Genomic DNA, 20,583 nt, shown 5'->3' on the forward strand with positions numbered 1-20,583 from the left:
CTCCAGTGCGGCACCCGGCCGCGCGCCCAGGCGCCCCCCTCGTCGCGGTACGGGCCCACCGTGGTCAGCCCCGGTTCCGGGTGGCGAAGGCGTCGAAGGACGCGGGGGCGCCCTCGGTCCGGTTCGGGGTGGTGAGCTTCTGGCCGACCTGCTGCACGAGGGTGTGCATGGCGACGGACATCACCTCGGCGTCGACCTCCTGGGAGGCGACCACGGCCAGGTGGGTGCCCTGGGCGGCGGCGATGACGAACAGCCAGCACTCGGCGAGCTCGACGATCACCTGGTGCACCGGGCCGCCGTCGAAGAGCTGGCCGACGCCGCGGGCGAGCGACTGCTGGCCGGTGGCGACGGCGGCGAGGCGCTCGGCGTCGGCGCGTTCGATGGTGCGGGAGTGGCTGACCACGAGGCCGTCGTCGGAGAGCAGGACGGCGTTGCGGGTCCCGGTCACCGAGTCGACGAGTCCGTCGAGCAGCCAGTCCAGGTCCTGGTGGGTGGCGGTCGTGCGGTTCATCACTGGTCATCCGTTCGTGTGGTTCGGGGTTCCGCGGCCGGCAGGGCCCAGGGGGAGGGGGCGGACGCGGAGGCTGGGGGACCGGCGGGCGGGGCGGGGGGAGCCGGTGGCGTGGTGGCGGGCCCGGGCAGCGGGTGCTCGCCGCTGTCCTGGGCGCGGGCGGCGCGGGACTGCCGCTGGAAGGCGCCGATGGCGGCGCCCGCCCGCCGGACGGGGCGTCCGGACCGCTCCGGGCGCCCGGTGGACCCGGTGGTGTCGGACGGGCCGTCGGACGGGCCGTCCGCCGGTGCGGCGGTCGGCACGGCCGGCTGTCCGTCGGCCGGGTCGATCCATTCCTGCCGGGTCGCCGGGGGCACCCGCAGCTCGGCGGCCAGGCTGGCCTGCCGGACGCGCTGCGGCAGCGGCGGCTGCCCGCCCTCGACCGGGCTGACCGGTACGGCGGAGGGGTACTCGCGGGTGCGGCGCCGCTCGGCGAGCCGGTAGTGGTCGGCCGGGCGGTACTGCTCGTCGGCGTACGGGGCCTCGGCCTCGGTGACCCGGGCGTAGGCGATGTCCGGGTAGGCCGGGGCCTCGGGGGCGGGCGCGGGGGCGGGGGCCGCCGTGGTGCCGGTCGCGTCGGCCGGGGTGGCCGCGTACACCGGTGCCGGGTCGGCGGGGGAGCTGTGCTGGATCGGCTGCTCGGGGAAGCCGGGCCGGTGGGCCGGCTGGTAGGGCGGGCCGGGTTCCCCGAACGCCGGCGCCGGGGGCGTCTGCGGGGGGAACGGCTGGTCCGCGAAGGCGGCCTGGGGAAGCGTCTGCGCGGGGAACGCCTGGTCCTGGTACGCCTGCTCCTGGTACGCCTGTGCCGGGAACACCTGGCCCTGGAGCGACTGGTCCGGGAGCGCCTGGTCCGGGAACGCCTGCGCAGGGTACGCCGACGCCGGGAACGCCTGGTCCTGGTACGCGACGCCGCCCGTGACCGCGGTCGCGTCCGCGGCGGGGACGACCGGCCCGGCCGTCCCGGGGCCCTCGACCGGTGCCGTCGCGAGGCCGCCGACCGGTACCGGCCCCAGGCCCGCGACCGGTCCCGCCCCGAAGGAGTCCACCGGCGCGACCGCCGCCCCCGCCGGTGCCCCGGTCAGGGCCCCGACCCGGGCACCCGGCGGCAGCGCCTCGTCGGAGGCCGAGCGCACCGCCCGGCGCGAGCGCCGGACCAGCGGGATCGGCTCCACGGGCGCGGCGTCCGGCAGCCCGGCGTCGCCGTCGATGACCAGCTCGTCCGGGACGAGCACGACCACCCGGGTGCCGCCGAAGGCGGACGGCCGGAACTCGATCTTCAGCCCGGTCAGCGCGGCGAGCCGGGCGACCACGTAGAAGCCGAGGCGGATGTCGTCGGCCCGGGCCAGCACGTCGGTGCGCGGCGGGCGGCTCATCAGTTCGTTGGCCGCGTCGTACTGTTCCGGGTCCATGCCGAGGCCGCGGTCCTCGATCTCGACCGCGAGGCCGCGGCCGACCATGGCGGCCCGGACCTCGACCGGGGTGGGCGGCTTGGAGAAGGTGGTGGCGTTCTCCATCAGCTCGGCGAGCACGTGCGCGACCGGCCCGACGGCCCGCTCGGAGAGCCACGGGTGGCCCTCGACGTCGATCATGATCCGCCGGTAGTCCTGCACCTCGCCCTGGGCGGAGCGCAGCACGTCCAGCAGGGGCACCGGCTTGCGCCAGCGCCGCTGCGGCTGGCCGCCGGCCATGATGACGAGGTTCTCCTCGTAGCGGCGCAGGCGGGCGGTGAGGTGGTCGAGGTCGAACAGGCCCTCCAGGACCTCCGGGTCCTCGTGCTTGCGCTCCAGCTCGTCGAGCTTGCGCAGCTGGCGGCCGATCAGCAGCTGGGTGCGCCGGGCGATGCGCTGGAGCAGCCGCTCGAAGCCGCGGTGCTGGTCGGCCTGCCGGACGGCGGCCTCCAGCGCGGAGGAGCGGGCCAGGTTGAGCGCCTGGCCGAGGCGGGCGAGCTCGTCGGTGTCGTTGCCGTGGGTGTCGGTGGTGACGGCGCGGCTCTCGGCCTCGGCGTCGACCTGTTCGCCGCGGCCGAGGCGGTCGACCACCTCGGGCAGGGTGCGCTCCATGTCCTCGGCCTGGGTCTGGAGTTCCTTGATCCGGCGGCGCAGCGAGCGGCTGATCCGCCAGGAGGCGATGACGACGGCGACGACGGTGATCAGGCCGATGACGGCGGTCAGCACCACGCGGGTGAGCAGGCCGAGGATGGTGCCCTTGCCGACCTCGACGATGGCGCTGGTACGGGCCTCGATCACCTTGACCAGCTGCGGGTTGAGCTGGTCGACGGCCTGGCGCCACTGGTCCTGGGCGGCGGGGAGTTTGACGGTGCCGTTGGACTCGGCCGTGGTGGGCCGGGTGAGTTGCTGCTCGACGGCGGTCTTGGCCTGCCAGGCGGGGCTGTTCATCAGGTCGTGCCAGCCGGCCGCCTCGCCGTCCGGGATGTACGGCAGGACCTGGACGGTGAACAGGTGCTCCTGGGCGCCGATCAGCTGCTGGACCTGCTGGTAGTCGGCGGTGCTGAGCCGCCCGGTGGGCCAGCCGCGGGCGAGGACGGCGTCCTCGCGGGCGAGCATCTCCTTGGCCCAGAAGGAGTTGACCAGGGTCTTGGAGACCCAGGTGACCTCGCCGGCGTCGACGTGGCTGAGCGCGGTGAACAGCCGGAGGTCGACGGCGATCAGGTCGGTGTAGTACGTGAAGAGGGTCTGCTGGTCGATCGAGCCCTTGTCGACGGCGGAGCGCTCCTCGCCGAGCTTGCTCATCGCCTGCCGGGCCTCGGCGACGGCGGTGCGGACGTCGTCCGGCGCGTTGTCGGTGCTCTCCCCGGACAGCGCCTGGAACTGGCGCACCGCGTCGTCGGTGGCCTGCCGCTGACGGCGCAGCTGGTCGGTGTTGCTGCCGGGCCGGGCGAGCGCCTCGGCGCTGAGCCGGCGCTCCTCCTGGAGGTTGTAGTAGACGATGTTGGACGGCTGGCCGGCCTTCTGGGCCAGCATCCCCTGGGCGGCCTGGCGCTGGAAGTCGAAGACGGTCTCGCCGCTGGTGACCGCCCAGAGGGCGACCAGGGCGAGGCTGGGGACGACGGCGAGGACGAGCAGCGCCGTCCGCAGGGACAGGCGTGGACGCCTGCGGGGGGTCTTCGGCGTCGGGGGCCGCCGATTCGCACGCGCGCGCAGAGCAGACTCCTTGGGGCTGGCGGCCGGCCGGTGAGGGGCGGGCCGTCCGGGCACGGGCTTTTTGACGAAGCGATACTAGTCATACCGTGTGATTGGAGTGAAAGCCCGTTCGCTACCTGAGTGGTACTTGGGCACGAGCTGGACACAATGTCACCCGTACGTTGACCGTTTGTGCTCGAAGCAGCCGGGCCGGGACCCGCCCGTCCCAGTGTCGGCGCAGCCGACGGCCGACGGATGGCCGCTGTGTGAAGACTGTGTGACGCTCCGTCCGGAAGTCGCGGGCCGGGCCCTCGGGGTCGGGTCCGCACGATCGGACCCCCGGTGCGGCCCCCGGTGCCACCCCCCGGCGCCGGACCCTCGCTGCCGGACCCTCAGGTGCTGAGCAGCCGGGCCCGGGTGGACTCCAGCTCCGCCGCCAGCACCCGCCCGGCCTCCGCCGGATCGCCCGCGTGCAGCGCCCGGACCAGCTCGGCGTGGGTGTCGTAGCCCTGGTTCGGATCGCCCTCGCGCAGCCCGAACAGCCCGACCAGGTCGACCAGGTGCTCCCGCAGGATCGGGGCGAACTGGGCGAACAGGTCGTCCAGGACGGGGTTGTGGGCGGCGGCCACGACGGCGGTGTGCAGCGCGATGTCGGCGTCGACGAAGGCCTTGTCGTTCGCCCCGCCGGCGGCCCGTCGGGCGGCCAGCGCGGCGTCCACGGCGGTGAGGTCGGCCGCCGTGCGGCGCTCGGCGGCGAGGCGGGCGGCCTGCACCTCGACCATGGTCCGCACCTCGTAGATGTGGGCCAGCTCGGCCGCCCGCAGCCGGGCGGCCCAGTCGCCCCCGGCGGCCGGGCGGTCGGCCGTCACGAACACCCCGGAGCCCTGCCGGGGCTGCACCATCCCGGCCGCGGCGAGCGTGCGCAGCGCCTCCCGGACGGTCGAGCGGCCGACGCCCAGCTCCTTGGCGAGCGCCACCTCGCCGGGCAGCTTGCCGCCGACCGGCCACTCGCCGGACCGGATCCGCTCCTCGATCAGCGCGGCGGCCTGTTCGGCGAGGGGGGAGGGGCGGAGCGCGGGCATGGTCGTCACCTGTCGGGTTGTCTGAGGACTTCTCTCCTGGTTACTCTACCCGGCATGCAGTTGCGGAGCGCTCTCCTTCTCGGCGGCCGCAGCGGGGCGTGACCTGACCGGCACCCCGCTGCGGGGCGCCGTCCTGCCGGTCCCCGGTACCCCGGTCGTCGCCGTTCCGGCGCACCGGCAACCCAGTTGAGGACGTCCCCATGCGATTCCCGACCCTGCACGCCCCGGCCGGCCCCGTCCCGGCCGACGCCCCCGCCTGGAACCCCCAGCGCGGCGGCGCCATGCCCTCCCACCGCTACCGCCCCGCCCACGAGCGGGTGCACGTCCCGGCGCTGCTGCGCCGCTGGCCCGGCCGCCGGATCGAGCGCGCCCCGCTCTGGGTGCCCGTCGACCTGCGCGACGGCAACCAGGCGCTCGCCGAGCCGATGGACCCGGCGCGCAAGCAGCGGATGTTCGACCTCTTCCTGGCCATGGGCTTCAAGGAGATCGAGGTCGGCTACCCGTCCGCCAGCCGCACCGACTTCGACTTCGTCCGCCGGCTCGCCGAGCAGCCCGGCGCGCTGCCCGAGGACGTCACGGTGGTCGTCTTCACCGCCGCCCGGGCCGACCTGATCGACCGCACCTTCGAGGCCGTCGAGGGCCTGCCGAACGTCGTCGTCCACCTCTACACCGCCACCGCGCCGCTCTGGCGCGAGGTCGTCCTCGGCCGGGACCGCGCCGGGGTGCGGGCGCTGGTCACCGCAGCGGCCGAGCGGATGGCCCGGCTCGGGGAGGGCCGGGACGGCCTGCGGTTCCAGTTCTCCCCCGAGGTGTTCAACCTGACCGAACCGGACTACGTGCTGGAGGTCTGCAACGGCCTCAGCGCGCTCTGGGACGCCGGCCCCGACCGGCCGGTGGTGCACAACCTGCCCGCCACCGTCGAGATCGCCACCCCCAACGTCTACGCCGACCAGATCGAGTACCTCGACCGGCACCTGGAGCGCCGCGACTCCGTCATCCTCTCCGTGCACCCCCACAACGACCGCGGCACCGGCGTGGCCTGCGCCGAACTCGCCGTGCTGGCGGGCGCCCAGCGGGTCGAGGGCTGCCTGTTCGGCAACGGCGAGCGCACCGGCAACGTCGACCTGGTCACCCTGGCGCTCAACCTGCACACCCAGGGCGTCGACCCGATGCTCGACCTCTCCGACATCGACGAGATCCGCCGCACCGTCGAGCACTGCAACCGGCTGCCCGTCCACGAGCGGCACCCGTACGCCGGCGACCTCGTGCACACCGCCTTCTCCGGCACCCACCAGGACGCCATCAAGAAGGGCTTCGCCCGGCACGCGAAGACCGCCGCCGACCTCGGCCTGCCCGAGCGCGAGGCCCCCTGGTCGGTGCCCTACCTGCCGATCGACCCGGCCGACCTCGGGCGCGACTACGAGGCGGTGATCCGGGTCAACAGCCAGTCCGGCAAGGGCGGGATCGCCTACCTGCTGCACACCGGCGCCGGGCTGGAGCTGCCCCGGCGGCTGCAGATCGAGTTCGCCCGGGTGGTGCAGGAGGCGACCGACGACAGCGGGCGCGAGGTGACCGGGGAGGAGCTGTACGGGCTGTTCCGCGCCGAGTACCTGGACCCGGGCGCGGACCGGGCGTGGCGGGTCGGCGGGGACTGGGCCGAGGTGGACGGCCGCCGGGGCACCGGCGCCGGGCCGGTGGACGCGGTGGCGGACGCGCTGGGCGTGGAGGTCCTCTCCTTCAACGAGCACGCCGTCGGCCCGGGTTCGGGCGCGGACGCGGTCGCCTACGTCGAGGCCCGGGTCGGCGGCGACGTGGTGTGGGGCGCCGGGCGGGACGCCTCGGTGCTCACGGCGGGCGTCCGGGCGGTGCTGAGCGCGGCCGGGCGGGCGGCCGGGCGGGCGGCCCACCGCGCCGCGTCGCGGGAGGAAGCCGGTACGGCCGCCGGGCCCGGGACGGCATGATGGGCCGATGAGTTCCTCCCTCCCGGCCCGTAGCCTCGCGGTCGCCGAGGCGCTGGCGGCCGCCGGCGTCACCGGTGAGATCGTCGTCCTGCCCGACTCCGCCCGCACCGCCGCCGAGGCCGCCGCCGCCCTCGGCTGCGAGGTCGGCGCGATCGCCAACAGCCTCGTCTTCGAGTGCGACGGTGCCCCGCTGCTGGTGATGACCAGCGGCGCCCACCGGGTCGACACCGCCCACCTGGCCGCCCGGCTCGGCACCGGCCCGATCACCCGGGCCTCCGCCGCGCGGGTCCGCGAGGCCACCGGCCAGGCCATCGGCGGCGTCGCCCCGACCGGGCACCCGGCGCCGCTGCGCACCGTCGTGGACACCGCGCTGGAGCGCTACGAGGTGCTCTGGGCGGCCGCCGGGCACCCGCACACCGTGGTGCCGATGACGTACGGCGAACTGCTGCGGGTCACCGGCGGCGTGCCGGGCCCGGTCGTGCCCGAGGACTGACCCCGGACCGCCCCGGACCGCCCGCGGGCCTGTCAGGACCGCCCCCGGCCCGACCGGCGCCCGCCGAACGGCCCACCGCCCCTGCGGCGGTGGGCCGTTCGTGCGTCCCTGGGACGGCCTTGGGAAGGGGGATCGCTGGTGGGACGCCGACGGGCCTCCTAGCGTCTCCCACGGCGGCCGGTCGCGGTCGAACTGTCGTCCGGACCGCCGCCTTCCCTCCTCCGTCCCCCTCCCGCGCCCCGGGTCCGGTCAGCGCGCCCAGTCAGTTCAGTGAGGAAACGTCATGAAGCGCATCCCGGCCGTCGTCGCCGCGATGTTCGCCGCGGTACTCGCGGCACTCCTCGTCGCCCCCGCCGCCCAGGCCGCGAGCTGGCCGCTCGTCCGCAACGGCGACTCGGGCACCAACGTGACCACCGTCCAGTACCTGCTGTCCGCCCGCGGCTTCGGGACCGGTGTCGACGGCGGCTTCGGCCCCAACACCGAGGACAAGGTCAAGGCCTTCCAGAGCGCGAACGGCCTGAACCCGGTGGACGGCGTGGTCGGCCCCGACACCTGGTCCAAGCTGATCGTCACCGTCCGCAACGGTGACAACGGCGACGCCGTCAAGGCGCTCCAGGTCCAGCTGAACGCCCACGGCGCCGGGCTGGCCGTGGACGGCGCCTTCGGCAACGGCACCGACGGCAAGGTGCGCGACTTCCAGCGCAACGCGGGCCTGGACCCGGTCGACGGCATCGTCGGCCCGGCGACCTGGGGCGCCCTGCTCGGTGGTGGCGGCAACACCGGTGGCAACACCGGCGGCGGCTCCGGCAGCGACACCCTCAGCCAGTCGCAGGCCGCGTCCATGCTCTCGGGCGCCGGCATCACCTGGTCCTCCTCGGGCGGCTGCACCGACCGCAACAACAGCAACTGCACCTCCTTCGACGGTCTGCGCCGCTCCGCGGTCGACGGTGCCATCACCCTCAAGCACTCCATCGGCGGCTGCGCGCTGAACATCACCGGTGGCACCGAGGCCGGCCACGCCGCGGGCACCTACAGCCACGGCACGGGCTACAAGCTGGACTTCGCCATGTCGAGCTGCCTCACCAACTACGTCCACACCTTCACCCACAGCGGCACCCGCGGCGACGGCGCCGACCTGTGGACCGCCCCCTCCGGCAACATCTACGCCAACGAGGGCAGCCACTGGGACGTCACCTTCCTGCACTGACGCCCGCAGCGGCGACAGGACGAGGGCAGGGCCCGCCGGGAGACCCCGGCGGGCCCTGCCCCGTCGTGAACCGGGCGACGCCGTGGACGGTCACGGCGCAGTGCCTCCACGGGAGTTCGGGGCGGCCGGACGGACGGCGGCAGGGACCTGGGCCACCGGGGCACCCGATGCGGCTCCCCGCGGTCGGGGGGCGGAGACTGATCACCGGGCCGCCCGCCCGGTCGGCCCGTCCGGTTCCGGTCGACGAGGAGTCCCCGTGTCCGCCCTGCTCATCCTGAACTACGACGTCACCGACCGGCAGCGGCTGGACGCCTACCGCGAGGCCGCCACGCCCGTCCTGCTGGGCCCGGGCGAGCTGGTCGCCAGCACCGACCGGACGGTCCACCTGGGCGAGGGCGGCCGCCCGCCCGGCGGCACCCACACCGTGGTGCTGCGCTTCGCGGACGCCGAACAGGCCCGCGCCGTCTACGAGTCGGACGCCTACCGCGCGCTGCTGGCGGAGCGTCTCGCGGCCACCGTCCCGTTCACGGCGATGATCGTGCCCGCGCTCTGAGCCGACGCGCTCCGAGCCGACGTGCTCCGAGCCGACGTGCTCCGAGCCGACGCGCTCCGAGCCCCCGTGCGGTGGGCCCCCACTCCGCCGGAGCGGTGCCCCGCTGCCCGGGGCGCCGATCCGGCGGAGCGAGGGCCCACCGCAGCCGTCAGGCCGTGGGCGCCAGGTCCGGCTCCCGGCTGGGCGTCGGCGCGGGCTGCGACGGCGTCGCGGCCGGGCGCAGCAGGAGGGCGCAGGCGAGGGCGGCGAGCAGCGCGAGCGAGGCCGCGACGATCAGGCAGAGCCGCAGGCCGTCCAGGAAGGAGCCGCTGAGGGCGCTCAGGGCCTGGCCGGTGGCCGGGCCGAGGTCGAGCCCGGCGACGGCGCCGAGGCCCTGCTCGCGGGCGACGTCGACGAGGTGGCCGCCGGTGGCGGCGGGCACGCCGGCGTCGGCCAGCCGCCCGGGGAGCGCGTCGAGCGCCCGGGTGGTCAGCAGGGCGCCCAGGACGGCGGGGCCGAGGGCGCCGCCGACCTGGCGGAAGGCGTTGTTGCCGGCCGCGGCCATGCCCGCCAGGTGGTGCGGGACGGCGGAGACGGCGGAGGCGGTCATCGGGGTGAGCACGGCGCCCAGGCCGAGGCCGAGCAGCACCAGCCGCCAGGCGATGGAGCCGTAGGAGGTGTGGGCGTCGAGCGAGGTCAGCGACAGCAGGGAGCCGGCCGTGACGACCAGGCCGCTGGTGATCAGGACCCGGGGGGAGACCCGGTGCATCAGCCGTCCGACCGGCAGGCCGGCGACCAGCGCCGCCCCGGAGACCATGACCATCCGCAGGGCCGCCTGGAGCGTGGTCAGGTGCTGCACCATGCCGAAGTACAGGCTGAGCACGAAGAAGAAGCCGATCAGTCCCAGGAAGCTGATCATGGCGACCAGCGAGGTGGCGGTGAAGGCGGGGCTGCGGAACAGCGCGGGGTCGATCATCGGGCTGGCGCTGCGGCGCTCCACCACGACGAACACCGCCGCGGCCAGTGCGCCGAGCACCAGCGCGGTGACGACGGCGGGCTTGCCGAAGCCGTCGGCGCCGCCCTCGATGACGCCGTAGACGACGGCGGTGACGGCGACGGCCGCGCTGATCTGGCCCGGCCAGTCCAGCCGGCGGCCGTGCGGCGCGCGGGAGTCGGGCAGCAGGAACGCGGCGACGACCAGCACGACCAGCGCCGCCGGGACGGGCAGCAGGAAGATCCAGCGCCACTGCACGTGCTCCAGCAGCAGGCCCGCGATCAGCGGGCCGGCGGCCAGCGAGGCCATCAGGGCCATCGCCCACAGGCCGATGAACCGGCCCCGCTCCCGGTGGTCCGGCACGGCGTGGCTGATCAGTGCCAGGGTGGTGGGCAGCAGCGCCGCCGCGCCCAGGCCGGAGGCGGCCTGTCCGATCCACAGAGCCTGCACCGAGCCCGAGGTCAGCGAGATCGCCGCGCCCACCGCGCACAGTGCCATGCCCGCCTGGAAGACCAGCTTGCGGCCGTACACGTCGCCCACCACGCCGGTGGTCAGGATCAGCGCGGCCATCGGCAGCACGAACGCGTCGGACACCCAGGAGAGTTGGGCGGTGGAGGCGCCCAGGGCCCGTTGGATCGCCGGCAGGCTCACCGACACGGTGGTCACCGGCAGGTAGGCGACGAAGACGCCCAGGCAGGCCATGACGAGGGTGGCGCCCCGTCCGGCCCGGGGGTGCTGCATCGTTGCGGAGTTCACGGAGAGCTTCCTTCGACTGCGGGGGCGCCGTACGGGCACCGGCCGCGGTGGGGAGCGCCGCCGTCCGGCGGGCGCCCGGCCCGTGGGCGCGCGCACCGGCGGGACCGCGGTCCGGGCCGGCCGCCGGTCGCCCGCGGAGCCGCCGACCAGCTTCGACCCGGCGGGCGACGGAACCCCAGGCGGAAGCGGTGGACGTGCCGGAACCTCCGTCAGGCGCGGAGAACGTGTGACGATACCTCCATGGCCGACGACCTGGACCGCAGAATCATCCACGGGCTGCACTTCGCCCCGCGGGTCTCCTTCCGCCTCCTCGGCGAGGTCGTCGGGGTGTCCGAGCAGACCGTGGCGCGCCGCTACGCCGCCCTGCGCCGCAGCGGGGTGCTGCGCGTGGTCGGGCTGAGCACGCCCGCCGCCCACGGCCAGTCCCAGTGGATCGCCCGGCTGCGCTGCCGCCCCGACGCGGTCGGCCCGCTCGCCGAGTCCCTCGCCCGGCGGCCCGAGGTCGCCTACGCGAACATCGCCTCCGGCGGCTCGGAGATCAACTGCATCATCCGCGCACCCGTCGGCACCGCCCATGACGACGTCCTGCTGCGGCGGCTCCCGAGGGCGGCCTCGGTCCTCGACATGAGCGTCGACCTGCTGCTCCACCCCTTCGGCCTGCAGAGCGCGGCGGGCTGGACGGGCGGGCAGGGCTCGCTCACCGAGGAGCAGGTGCGCCGGCTCGCCGCCGAGCGGATCGCCCCCACCGGCCCGCCGGTCACCCCCGGCGAGGCGGACGCCCCCCTGCTGGCGGCCCTCGCCGAGGACGGCCGGGCCTCCCACACCCACCTCGCCGAGGTGACCGGCTGGTCCAAGCCCCGGGTCGCCCGCCGACTGGAGGTGCTGGAGGCGGCCGGTTCGCTGGTCTTCGACGTCGACATCCTGCCCGAGCGCCTGGGCTACGACACCAACGCGATCCTCTGGCTCCAGGTCGACCTGTCCCGGCTGCAGCGGATCGGCGAGGCGGTGAGCCGGCACGAGGAGGTCGCCTTCGCGGCGGCCGTCAGCGGCCGGCACAACATCATGGCGGTGGTGATGTGCCGGGACACCCCGGACTTCTACCGCTACCTCAGCACCCGCTTCGCCGGGATCGAGGGCATCCGGGGCTACGAGATCAGCGTCCGGGTCCGCCGGCTCAAGCAGGCGGCCTCGCTGATCCACCAGGGGAGGCTGATCCACCCGGCACTGGTCTGACGGGCTGCTCGGCTCCGACAGCAGGGGACACGGGTCCGGCCCGCCGCTGGTGCGCGGCGGGCCGGTGTGCGGTGGGCGCTACTTCTGGTACAGGGTCCACTGCTGGTTCGAGAAGCCGAGCGAGAGCTCGGTGGTCACGGCCTGGTCCACGCCGTTCGCCTGGAGGACGTAGTCCTCGTACTTCACGCTGGCGATGGCGGTCGCGTTGGCGCCCAGCTCGATGTACCACCGCTGGGCGAGGTCGTTCGAGTTGCAGACCCGCTGGACGACGACCTTGCCGGGCCCGTTGGTCGCGACGCACTTGCCCCAGTGGTTGCCCTTGATGGTGTAGGTGCCGTCACCGAGGGGCGTGAGCGTCCAGATCTGCCAGGTGAGGTTGGGGTCGCGGGTCCAGACGTCGTTCCCGAGGTACTCGTCCAGGTTGCTGCTGTCGCTCTGGACCTGGAGGGATCCGGTGACCGGGACGGCGGCCGAGGCCGTGGTGCCGTTCATGACGGCGAGGCCGGTGAAGGAGACGGCTGCCGCGAGGGTCGCGACGGCCTTGTGGCTGAGGCGCACTGCTTCTCCTAGATTCGGGGTGTCAGCGGGCCCAGTGGGGCGCGCTCGGCCCTGAAGCTAGGTCGATACGATTGTTAGTTTGTAGGCGACTCGATGAGGGTAGGCCAACTGGTTCGGGGTTTCACTGGGAAAGCGCAGTTGCGGTGGACCGTCGGGATCAGGTCGTGGTGGCGGCCGCGGCGAAGGCCACGAAGGCCTCCCAGGCGGCGGGGGCGAAGGTGAGGTGGGGGCCGCTCCTGTCCTTGGAGTCGCGGACGAGGACGGCGGTGGTCGTCTCGGCCACCTCGACGCACTGGACCTCTTCGTTGGTGCTGTAGCTGCTCTTGCGCCAGGCGATCTCGACGCAGGCGGCGCCCTCGTTGCTGCTGTGGCTGCTCTTGAACCAGGCAGGCTGCATGGAGTTGACGGTACGCCAACGGCCCACCACCCGGTAGGTGGTGGGCCGTTGGGAAGGTCGGTCAGACCTCGGCGGTGGCGGCGAACGTCACGAACGCCTTCCACGCGGCCGGCTCGAAGGCCAGCTGGGGGCCGCTCTTGTCCTTGGAGTCACGGACGTGGATGGTGCCGGGTGTCTCGGCGACCTCGACGCACTGGGCACCCTCGTTGCTGCTGTAGCTGCTCTTGAACCACGCCAGCTCGGCCATGCTCATCGTTCTCCCAGGATCATTTTGATCAAGGCCAGGGACTCCCTCATGTTGAGGGCCTGCCCCCTGAGGGTGCCATATCGTGCAGCCATCCTGCGGACGTCCTCGGGATCCGTGATCAGACGGTTGACGTGCTGCGCCTCAAGGTACGCGATTTGGTCCCGCCCGGGGCGCGTAAGAAGCGTGAACGCTCCGCCCATGCCCGCGTTTTCGGGTGCATCGATCGGCATGACCTGCAGCTCCAAGCCTCGGATCTCGGCGACTTTGAGCATTCGTTCGAGCTGCTCCCGATGGACTTCCCACCCGCCGATCGGGCGGCGGAGAACACTCTCGTCAATCACCCAGCTCATGGTTGGCATCGGCCACCGGGTGAGGATCTCCTGCCGCGTAAGCCTGGCCGCCACCCACTTGTTGATCTGCTCCACAGAGAGCCAGGGCCTGCGCATCTCGTAGAGCGCCTTGGCGTGGGCTTCGGTCTGCAGTAGACCAGGGACGAGCAATGTGCTGTACTCGTGGATCTCCAGGGCGTGGTTCTCCTCGGAGGTGAAGGCCTTGTTGAACGCCGGGTGCCGTGTAGCCAGCCGGACCTTCGCCTTCATCACGTCGTCCGCGACCGCCCTCAGCGCGCCACCCGCGTTGAGGAGGTCGTCGGCGACGGTCAGGAACTCGATCCTCGGCGTCCGGATGCCCCGCTCCATCGAGCCGATCTGGTTTTCGCTGTACCCCGTGAGCCTGGCCAGCTCCTTCTGCGTGAGTCCCGCCCGCTCCCGGAACAGCTTGATCAGCTTCCCCACCGCGCTGTAGAACTCCGCGACCCCGTCGAAGTTCTCCACCGTTTCGTCGTCATCGAAGACCGTGCGCTCGACGCCGCTCACAGCCATCACCCGTTCTTTCGATCGATTGATCCGGGCCGCCCGCCCGGCGAACTGTCCGCGCCCACACAGACACGCTGAGTGCCCGTCATCCCCATGGTCAGGGTACGTCCGTCCCGTCACGCTTTTCGCCATGACGACCGAAATCCCCCTCGACAGACCCCGCCCCCTCACCACCACGCTCCCCGCCACCCCCAAGGGCGCCGCCACGTGCCGACGCCTGGCCAGGCGTCAACTCACCGCCTGGGGGCTGAACTCGACGCACACCGAGCCCTTCTACTCCGCGCTGCTGATCGTCGCGGAGCTGGCCGCGAACGCGATCACGCACGGACGCGTTCCGGGGCGCGGGTTCGAGTTGCACCTCGCGCTCACCACCACCGTGCGCCGGGGCACCACCCTGCGGATCGAGATCAGCGACTGCCGGGGCGACCGGCTGCCCGTCCTCCCCGTCACCCACAGCCCCAACTCCCAGTCCGGGCGCGGTCTCACCCTCATCGACGCGCTCTGCGACCGGTGGGGCACCATCCCGCGCCACCCCAACGCCAAGACCGTCTGGGCCGAACTCGACCTCGCCGCCCCCGATGCCGCCTGAACCCCGCGATAGCGGGGCCCCGGGCGGCGCGACGCTCTGCACGATCCTGCCCTTCGTGCTCCTCATCGCCCTGCTCGCCTGGGCCTACCCGCTCACCGCCCGCCACCACGACCACCCCAACCACCCAGCGCCCAAGCCCACTTCGAGCCCCACCGCCACCTGGTGAGAACGCTGAGGAGTGGGAAGTCGGCCGGACCGACGTCCCACTCCTCGTCCGCTTGTTACCCTGCCGTCCATGGGGAGTCGCACCCGCATCCGTCTGATCGAGCCCGCCGACGCCGCCCCGATCGCCGCCCACCGGGCGCGGGACATCGGGGCCGAGGCCTTCCGCCGGTTCGAACCGGCCCAGCCCCCGGACTTCTACACCGCCGACGGGCAGTCGGCGCGGATCGAACGGCTGCTGGAGGGCCACCGGGCGGGCACGGTCCGGCCGTGCGTGGTGGTCGCCGAGGACGACCAGGTGGTCGGGCAGCTCACCATCAGCAACATCCTGCCCCAGCCCCACGTACGCCGCGCCTCCCTCGGCTACTGGATCGCCACCACCGCCCAGGGCCACGGGCACGCCGGGCGCGCGGTCGGTCTCGCCCTCGCCCTGATGACCGACGAACTCGGCCTGCACCGGGTCGAGGCCGGCACCCACCTGGAGAACGCCGCCTCCCAACGCGTCCTGCGCCGCAACGGCTTCACCCCGTACGGCGTCGCCCACTCGGCGATCCAGCTCAACGGGCAGTGGCACGACGGCCTGATGTGGGAGCGGATCCTCGACTAGGCGAATGAGTCCTGTCCCAGAGGCTCAGGATCACGTTCTCTGCTTCAGGTCCGTCCTGGTTCGCCTGCCGCGTTTCGCAAGCGAATGCCGCTGAATCCCAGTGTGCTGACGGTCACCGCCTCCCAGAAGTCCCAGAGGCTTTCCAGGACGCGGAGTTGGATCCCAGCATCCTGGTGAAGCTGGAGGAGGCTCCCGACAGGCTGGACCGGACCCAGGGGTTGGACGGCTTCGGTCGAGACGAAGGCGTGCGGTACTGGGCTGCCGAACGGCCGGAAGGAAGCAGAAGAGAATCGGTAGGCGAACAGTTCGGTGCTCAGGAACCGCTGCGCCCAGGCGTACTCGATCACGTGCACTCGATCGTCACCGCCTGGGCCGAGGATTCGTTCCCGATCGGTGTCCGATGTCTCCGGTACCGCCCACGCAACCACACGCGGGCACTGCCGCGGAAACCAGTACGCCGGAGCCTGCACGCTGTCGACCGCCCAGACGTACGCCTCCGGCTGCTGGGCGGTGGTAGCGACGTGCGGACGGAACACGGTGATCGCGGGATCTTCCGAGAAGTGCAGCACTTCTCCGGGCTGTGGACGCACAACTTGGTTCTACCGTCGCCGGAGGCTTCTGTTCAAGCAAGGGAGCTCTGGGCCAACACCGTTTCCGGTCTGCACACCGACAGGCATGCCGATCGTGTGGGCGCTGGTCAACCCAAAGATCGGCGAGCGCGAGGTCCTGGCCGCGATGCTCGAAGTCCCGACGGCACTTGGGAGCGCCTGCTCCAGCGGGTCCAGGCCGAGGCGGACGCGGCCGGCGACATCGACGGGGACGTCTCGGTCGACTCCACCATCGTCCGGGCCCACCAGCACGCGGCCGGCGCCCGCACCGACCCGCCGCCGGCCCTCGCGTCAAAGGGGGGCTGGGCCGGGAGAACACCAGGACGAGACGCCGTGGCAGAGCCTGACCGCCCGCCTGGCGGAGGTGGTGCAGGAGGGGAGGGCCTCGGCCGCTCGCGCGGCGGGTCCACCAGCAAGGTCCACCTGAGCGCGGACGGCCGCTGCCGCCCGCTGTCCCTGGTCGTCACCGCGGGACAACGGGCGGACCGCCCGCAGTTCGAGCCCGTGCCGGAGAACATCCGCGTCCCACGCACCGGCCCGGGCAGGCCCCGCAAGACGCCCGACAGCGTGGCCGCCGACAAGGCGTACGGCAACGGGCCATGCCGCGGCTACCTGCGCAGGCGCGGTATCCGGCACACCATCTCGGAGCCCGCCACCCGCAGCCGTTCCCCCGCTCCGGGTGGCTCCCTGCCCGGCCGGACGGGGCGCCGTCCGGCCGGTGCGCGGGCCGAAGGGCCCGGTCGCTCAGGTTCTGTCGGGTTTGCCCGTCGAGACCAGCAGGAGGACGGACGAGCCCGGTGCCACCGGTTCTGCGCCGCCCCGGGGGGCACTGCTGATCACCTGCCCGGCGGGAGCGTTCCAGTCCGTGTGCCGCATGATCGTGCAGCTCAGTCCGAGTCCGCGCAGCAGGCTTTCGGCCTGTTCGACCGGCATGCCGGCCAGGTCCGGCAGCGCGATGCCCGCTCCCGCGGTCTGCACCCGTGTCGGAGTCGCATCGGCGCCTCCGCTCTTGGGGGTGCCGGTGGCGAGCGGGGTGCACGCCCCGTTCGCCGGTGAGGACAGGGACGGGGAGGCGCCGGGCGCGAGCGGCACGGGCTTCAGCGCGAAGAACCCCACCGTGGCGCACGCCAGCACGCAGCACGCCGCAGCGGTGCCGAGGAGTGCCCGGCGGGTGCGGCTGCGGCTGACGACTCGCTCGATCGCGGCCGCGTCGACGACCGGCGCCGTCGGCCCGTCGACGAAGGAGACCATCGCGGCACGCAGCTCGGCTTCGAGGCCCGGCTCGAACGGGGCGGGTCCGGACGGCGTGTTCCTCACTTCGTACCTCCGAAAGCGGCCGACGGGGTGTGCGGCGTCTGGGCGCCCGATACGGAATCGCGCAGCTTGGCCAGGCCGCGGGCGAGCTGGGACCTCACCGCACTCGAAGAGATGTCCAGGACGTCGGCGACCTGTTGGGCGTCCAGATCGTGCAGGTAGTACAGGACCACCACGCTGCGCATGCCCATCGGCAGCCCGAGCAGCGCCTCGATCAGTTCCGCGCGCAGATCCACCTGCCCGAACCGGTCCCGGGGGTCGGCCGTCTCGGGCACCCCCGACAGCCCGGGGCGCTCGCCCAGGCGCGACAGCCGCCGCCAGCGGTCGTTGGCCAGGTTGACCAGTACTTTGCGCACGTACGCCTCCGGCGAGTCCGCCACCGCGACCTTCCGCCACTGTCGGCACGCCCGCTCCAGCGCCTCCTGCACCAGATCCTCGGCCACGTGCACGTCACCGGTCAGCGCATACGCGGTGCGGAACAACGCTCCCGACCGCTGTGCGACGAACTCGGTGAATCCGATGCCCGGACCGCTCCTGCGAAACCTCACCCGCCGACCTCCTCTCCTCGTCCCGTCCCGATCACTGCCCCTATGACGGCGGAACGGGGCCAGGTGCTGCACCGAGCCGCCGGCAGTGACGTGAATCACAGCCGGGACGGAAGGGTGTCCCAGGAGTCGTTGAACTCGCGGTCGGCGGCCGGAAGACTGCGGCCATGAGCTCGCGGCGCTTCGTCTTCCTCGATCCTGACGGCATGAGTGCCGGTGGCTGGCTGTACGCGGTGGTCGAGGCGACGACGGGGGTCGTCTACCAGCAGCAGTACGGCGGAACCGCCTGCCGGCAGGGGCAGGTCGAAGGCTTTCTGGTGCCGCTGTCCGGCCCCGATGAGCTGGAGGCGTTGCGCGAACTGTTCGAGACGCACTTCGGTGGCGCGGGCACCTGGAACCACGCGTGGCCGGAGGGCGAGCGGGAGAGGCTCCGCGCGATCGTCGGAGCCCTGCGGTACTGGGCGTGCGACGGGACCACCGAGGAACCGCATCCTCTGCGCCTGGACGAGAGCCGGATCCGTGAGGCCGATGAGGCCTGGGTGCCGGTGATCACGCCGGACGGCCCGGCGGTGCTGGTGTGGTTCAACTCGGACTGAACCCGGCGATCGGTCGTCCGCTCCGCGCCGGAGGATCAGCGCTGCGATGATCACACCTTCCCGCGATCTGCCGCCGCCCGGTCCGACTCCGCACGGGAGGCCGTGTCGTGACACCGCGTCGGGTGCCGTCGATCTCACTATGGGCACGAACCATCACCGCACGGCCCGGGCCGAGCAGAACCCACGTGCCCGGCCCGGAGCCCGCCGCCCGAGAACGAGGGACACCGAACAGCCCATGGCCATCCGCCGATCCGCCATCCACTGTGCCGTCTCCGCCCTGCTGCTGGCCGCCCTCGCCGGACCGCTCGGTCCGACGGCGGCCGCCGACGACTCCGACCCGGACGCGCCGGAGGGCACCGTCACGCTGGAGAGTCTGACCTACCAGGCGCCCGACACCGTCACGGCGGCCGTCACCTACAGCTGTCTGCCCGACACCGCCACGTCCCTGGTCCTCGGCTACGAGCAGGAGTTGGAGGACGGGGACGAGGCCGCCGGCAACGCCACCCTCCAGAACCTCACCTGCGACGACACCGTCCAGACCGTGGAGGTCGACATCCCGACCAGCGACGGCGGCCCCGACTTCGAGGAGCCCCTCACCGGCCAGGTCGTCATCACCCTGACCGGGGACGACGAGCCGGTCGTCGAGGACGCGTTCGCCGTCGACGCGTCCGGCCGCCCCGGTGCGCAGGGCCGGGCGCTGGGCCGGGCGGACAAGAAGTACCGCTGGAAGAAGGCGACCATCCCCTACGTGGTCAACTCCAAGCTCAACAAGGACCAGCAGGCCGACGTCAAGGCCGCGATCGACCACTGGCAGCAGAAGACCCCGATCAGGTTCGTCGCCCGCACCGCCAAGAACGCCAAGTCCTCCCCGGACTACGTGGAGTTCCAGCCCAGCCCGGACGGCAGCTGCAGCTCCGAGGTCGGCCGCGTCGGCGGACGGCAGACCATCGACATCGTCGACGACGCCTCCTGCGACGCCGTCGAACTGGTCCACGAGATCGGGCACACCGTCGGCCTCTTCCACGAGCAGGCACGTCCCGACCGGGACACCTACATCAAGGTCTCCTTCGACAACATCGAGCAGAAGGACAAGCACAACTTCCAGCTGCAGAAGAACGAGAGCACCTTCGGTACGGCCTACGACTACGCGTCGATCATGCACTACGGGCGGAAGGCCTACTCCAAGAACGGCAAGGACACCATCACCCCGAAGAAGCCGCTTCCCCCCGGGGTCGTCCTGGGCGAGGCCACCGAGCTGTCCGCCGGCGACATCGCCGGGGTCAAGGCGATGTACAAGTAGCCCGAAGGCGCGCACCACGGGCGCCCGCGGTTCGTGCCAGGCCCTCGACCCGGCCCCCTCGGAGCACCGCTTCGAGGGGGGCGTAGGGTTCGCCCCGTGAACGAACTGATCTTCCGGGGGAAAGACAGATTCATCCCCGACGCGGGCGACATCGCGCTCCTGCTCATGCTCATCGCGGTCGAAGTCCTGGCCGGGCAGCTGAAGTTCCACTGGGGGGCCGGCACCACCGCCCTGCTCGTCGGTGCGACGCTGCTGCCGATCGTCGTGGCCCGCGTGATCGCCCTGCGCTCCTGGGTGCGGGTCGACGCCGACGGCATCACCGTCAACCGGGGGCTGGGGCGCGGCCGCACCTACCCGTGGCAGCAGATCTCCTGGGTCGACGTGTCGGAGATCCCCGGCCGCACCACCACCACGCGGGTGGCGCGGATCCACACCACCGACGGTCGGCGCCACTGGCTGTCGACCCTGGTGACCAGCGACCACCACCCGGCGGAGAGCTTCGACGCCGACGTCCGGCGGGTCGTCGACCGGTGGAAGCAGAGCACCGAGCCGGACCGGCGCATCCGACCGGGGAAGCAGTTCCGGGACCGCATCACCCCCATGAAGATCGGCTTCGCGGCCGCCGCCGTCCTCGGCATCGTCCTCGGCGTCCTCGCCGCGCTGGGGTAGCGGCCACCGCCCGAAAGCGGCGGCCCGCCCGGCCCGGGGTGCCGTATAGTGCTGCCACGGCCGTGGCGACGGCCGCGGTTGTGCGTCGTGCTCCGTGCCCATGACGCCTGGGACGACCGGAAGTTGAGTCATCGCGACCATCCTCGGTTCACCGTGCCCACGCGCATG

At 73.0% G+C, this 20,583-nt stretch carries 20 protein-coding genes and 3 pseudogenes; 12 read left to right on the top strand and 11 right to left on the bottom strand.

Annotation, left to right across the window (positions count from 1 at the left end):
- Positions 1–64: 64 nt before the first annotated feature.
- From AB0O91_RS17795 to AB0O91_RS17805, 3 genes are all read right to left on the bottom strand, one after another.
- Positions 65–511 carry a roadblock/LC7 domain-containing protein gene (locus tag AB0O91_RS17795; protein ID WP_363433612.1) on the bottom strand — a complete coding sequence of 149 codons (447 nt, stop codon included), beginning with the start codon at positions 509–511 and terminating at the stop codon, positions 65–67.
- Entirely contained in the window at positions 511–3,765 is a 3,255-nt protein-coding gene (locus AB0O91_RS17800; protein ID WP_363433615.1) for a nitrate- and nitrite sensing domain-containing protein, read from the bottom strand. Before AB0O91_RS17800 ends, AB0O91_RS17795 begins: the two co-directional genes overlap by 1 nt.
- Before the next feature lie 317 nt (positions 3,766–4,082).
- Complete coding sequence (locus AB0O91_RS17805) at positions 4,083–4,772, bottom strand: FadR/GntR family transcriptional regulator (RefSeq protein WP_363433906.1); 690 nt, start codon at positions 4,770–4,772, stop codon at positions 4,083–4,085.
- Between the two features lie 200 nt (positions 4,773–4,972).
- Here AB0O91_RS17805 and AB0O91_RS17810 point away from each other — a divergent pair, with 200 nt between their 5' ends.
- From AB0O91_RS17810 to AB0O91_RS17830, 5 genes and pseudogenes are all read left to right on the top strand, one after another.
- On the top strand, positions 4,973–6,733 hold the full coding sequence (locus AB0O91_RS17810; protein ID WP_363433618.1) for a 2-isopropylmalate synthase: 1,761 nt from the start codon (positions 4,973–4,975) through the stop codon (positions 6,731–6,733).
- Between the two features lie 7 nt (positions 6,734–6,740).
- A complete protein-coding gene (locus tag AB0O91_RS17815; RefSeq protein ID WP_363433621.1) occupies positions 6,741–7,226 on the top strand; it encodes a YbaK/EbsC family protein in 486 nt (161 codons plus the stop codon).
- A gap of 313 nt (positions 7,227–7,539) precedes the next feature.
- A pseudogene (locus AB0O91_RS17820) lies at positions 7,540–7,974 on the top strand (peptidoglycan-binding protein); the annotation flags it as partial.
- A 63-nt stretch (positions 7,975–8,037) separates the two neighbouring features.
- A pseudogene (locus AB0O91_RS17825) lies at positions 8,038–8,433 on the top strand (peptidoglycan-binding protein); the annotation flags it as partial.
- Positions 8,434–8,689: 256 nt separating this feature from the next.
- The gene (locus AB0O91_RS17830; protein ID WP_363433624.1) at positions 8,690–8,986 is read left to right on the top strand and encodes a DUF1330 domain-containing protein; all 297 of its coding nucleotides are present in this window, start codon (positions 8,690–8,692) and stop codon (positions 8,984–8,986) included.
- Between the two features lie 148 nt (positions 8,987–9,134).
- Here the strand turns inward: AB0O91_RS17830 and AB0O91_RS17835 are convergent, their stop codons facing one another.
- Positions 9,135–10,700 carry an MFS transporter gene (locus tag AB0O91_RS17835; RefSeq protein WP_363433909.1) on the bottom strand — a complete coding sequence of 522 codons (1,566 nt, stop codon included), beginning with the start codon at positions 10,698–10,700 and terminating at the stop codon, positions 9,135–9,137.
- A gap of 255 nt (positions 10,701–10,955) precedes the next feature.
- Between AB0O91_RS17835 and AB0O91_RS17840 the strand changes: the two genes are divergently transcribed.
- Positions 10,956–11,948 carry an AsnC family transcriptional regulator gene (locus tag AB0O91_RS17840; RefSeq protein WP_363433626.1) on the top strand — a complete coding sequence of 331 codons (993 nt, stop codon included), beginning with the start codon at positions 10,956–10,958 and terminating at the stop codon, positions 11,946–11,948.
- Positions 11,949–12,026: 78 nt separating this feature from the next.
- On the opposite strand, the gene AB0O91_RS17845 is transcribed toward AB0O91_RS17840, so the two are convergent.
- The 4 genes from AB0O91_RS17845 to AB0O91_RS17860 form a co-directional block, all read right to left on the bottom strand.
- On the bottom strand, positions 12,027–12,506 hold the full coding sequence (locus AB0O91_RS17845) for an RICIN domain-containing protein (RefSeq protein WP_363433629.1): 480 nt from the start codon (positions 12,504–12,506) through the stop codon (positions 12,027–12,029).
- 157 nt (positions 12,507–12,663) lie between these two features.
- The gene (locus tag AB0O91_RS17850) at positions 12,664–12,903 is read right to left on the bottom strand and encodes a DUF397 domain-containing protein (RefSeq protein WP_363433632.1); all 240 of its coding nucleotides are present in this window, start codon (positions 12,901–12,903) and stop codon (positions 12,664–12,666) included.
- 61 nt (positions 12,904–12,964) lie between these two features.
- Positions 12,965–13,150: a DUF397 domain-containing protein gene (locus AB0O91_RS17855; RefSeq protein ID WP_363433635.1), complete on the bottom strand. Its 186-nt coding sequence runs from the start codon at positions 13,148–13,150 to the stop codon at positions 12,965–12,967.
- Positions 13,151–13,152: 2 nt separating this feature from the next.
- The gene (locus AB0O91_RS17860; RefSeq protein WP_363433638.1) at positions 13,153–14,031 is read right to left on the bottom strand and encodes a helix-turn-helix transcriptional regulator; all 879 of its coding nucleotides are present in this window, start codon (positions 14,029–14,031) and stop codon (positions 13,153–13,155) included.
- A 124-nt stretch (positions 14,032–14,155) separates the two neighbouring features.
- Between AB0O91_RS17860 and AB0O91_RS17865 the strand changes: the two genes are divergently transcribed.
- Both AB0O91_RS17865 and AB0O91_RS17870 read left to right on the top strand, forming a co-directional pair.
- The gene (locus AB0O91_RS17865) at positions 14,156–14,614 is read left to right on the top strand and encodes an ATP-binding protein (RefSeq protein ID WP_363433640.1); all 459 of its coding nucleotides are present in this window, start codon (positions 14,156–14,158) and stop codon (positions 14,612–14,614) included.
- Between the two features lie 235 nt (positions 14,615–14,849).
- Entirely contained in the window at positions 14,850–15,383 is a 534-nt protein-coding gene (locus AB0O91_RS17870) for a GNAT family protein (RefSeq protein WP_363433642.1), read from the top strand.
- A gap of 44 nt (positions 15,384–15,427) precedes the next feature.
- Here the strand turns inward: AB0O91_RS17870 and AB0O91_RS17875 are convergent, their stop codons facing one another.
- A complete protein-coding gene (locus AB0O91_RS17875; protein ID WP_363433645.1) occupies positions 15,428–15,952 on the bottom strand; it encodes a DUF6886 family protein in 525 nt (174 codons plus the stop codon).
- A gap of 174 nt (positions 15,953–16,126) precedes the next feature.
- On the opposite strand from AB0O91_RS17875, the pseudogene AB0O91_RS17880 reads away from it, so the two are divergent.
- A pseudogene (locus tag AB0O91_RS17880) lies at positions 16,127–16,624 on the top strand (transposase); the annotation flags it as partial.
- Between the two features lie 111 nt (positions 16,625–16,735).
- Here the strand turns inward: AB0O91_RS17880 and AB0O91_RS17885 are convergent.
- Entirely contained in the window at positions 16,736–17,308 is a 573-nt protein-coding gene (locus AB0O91_RS17885; protein ID WP_363433648.1) for a PASTA domain-containing protein, read from the bottom strand.
- Complete coding sequence (locus AB0O91_RS17890; RefSeq protein ID WP_363433912.1) at positions 17,305–17,826, bottom strand: SigE family RNA polymerase sigma factor; 522 nt, start codon at positions 17,824–17,826, stop codon at positions 17,305–17,307. The genes AB0O91_RS17885 and AB0O91_RS17890 overlap by 4 nt, the downstream gene beginning before the upstream one ends.
- 191 nt (positions 17,827–18,017) lie before the next feature.
- Here AB0O91_RS17890 and AB0O91_RS17895 point away from each other — a divergent pair, with 191 nt between their 5' ends.
- The 3 genes from AB0O91_RS17895 (at position 18,018) to AB0O91_RS17905 (ending at position 20,415) form a co-directional block, all read left to right on the top strand.
- Entirely contained in the window at positions 18,018–18,446 is a 429-nt protein-coding gene (locus AB0O91_RS17895) for a DUF6210 family protein (RefSeq protein ID WP_363433651.1), read from the top strand.
- 235 nt (positions 18,447–18,681) lie between these two features.
- Entirely contained in the window at positions 18,682–19,746 is a 1,065-nt protein-coding gene (locus tag AB0O91_RS17900; protein WP_363433654.1) for a M12 family metallopeptidase, read from the top strand.
- 96 nt (positions 19,747–19,842) lie between these two features.
- Positions 19,843–20,415 (top strand): PH domain-containing protein, encoded by a 573-nt coding sequence (locus AB0O91_RS17905; protein WP_363433656.1) that lies wholly within the window; start codon positions 19,843–19,845, stop codon positions 20,413–20,415.
- Positions 20,416–20,583 lie beyond the last annotated feature (168 nt).

It is taken from the genome of Kitasatospora sp. NPDC089797 (genome assembly GCF_040684795.1).
In the GTDB taxonomy this organism is placed as follows: Bacteria; Actinomycetota; Actinomycetes; order Streptomycetales; family Streptomycetaceae; genus Kitasatospora.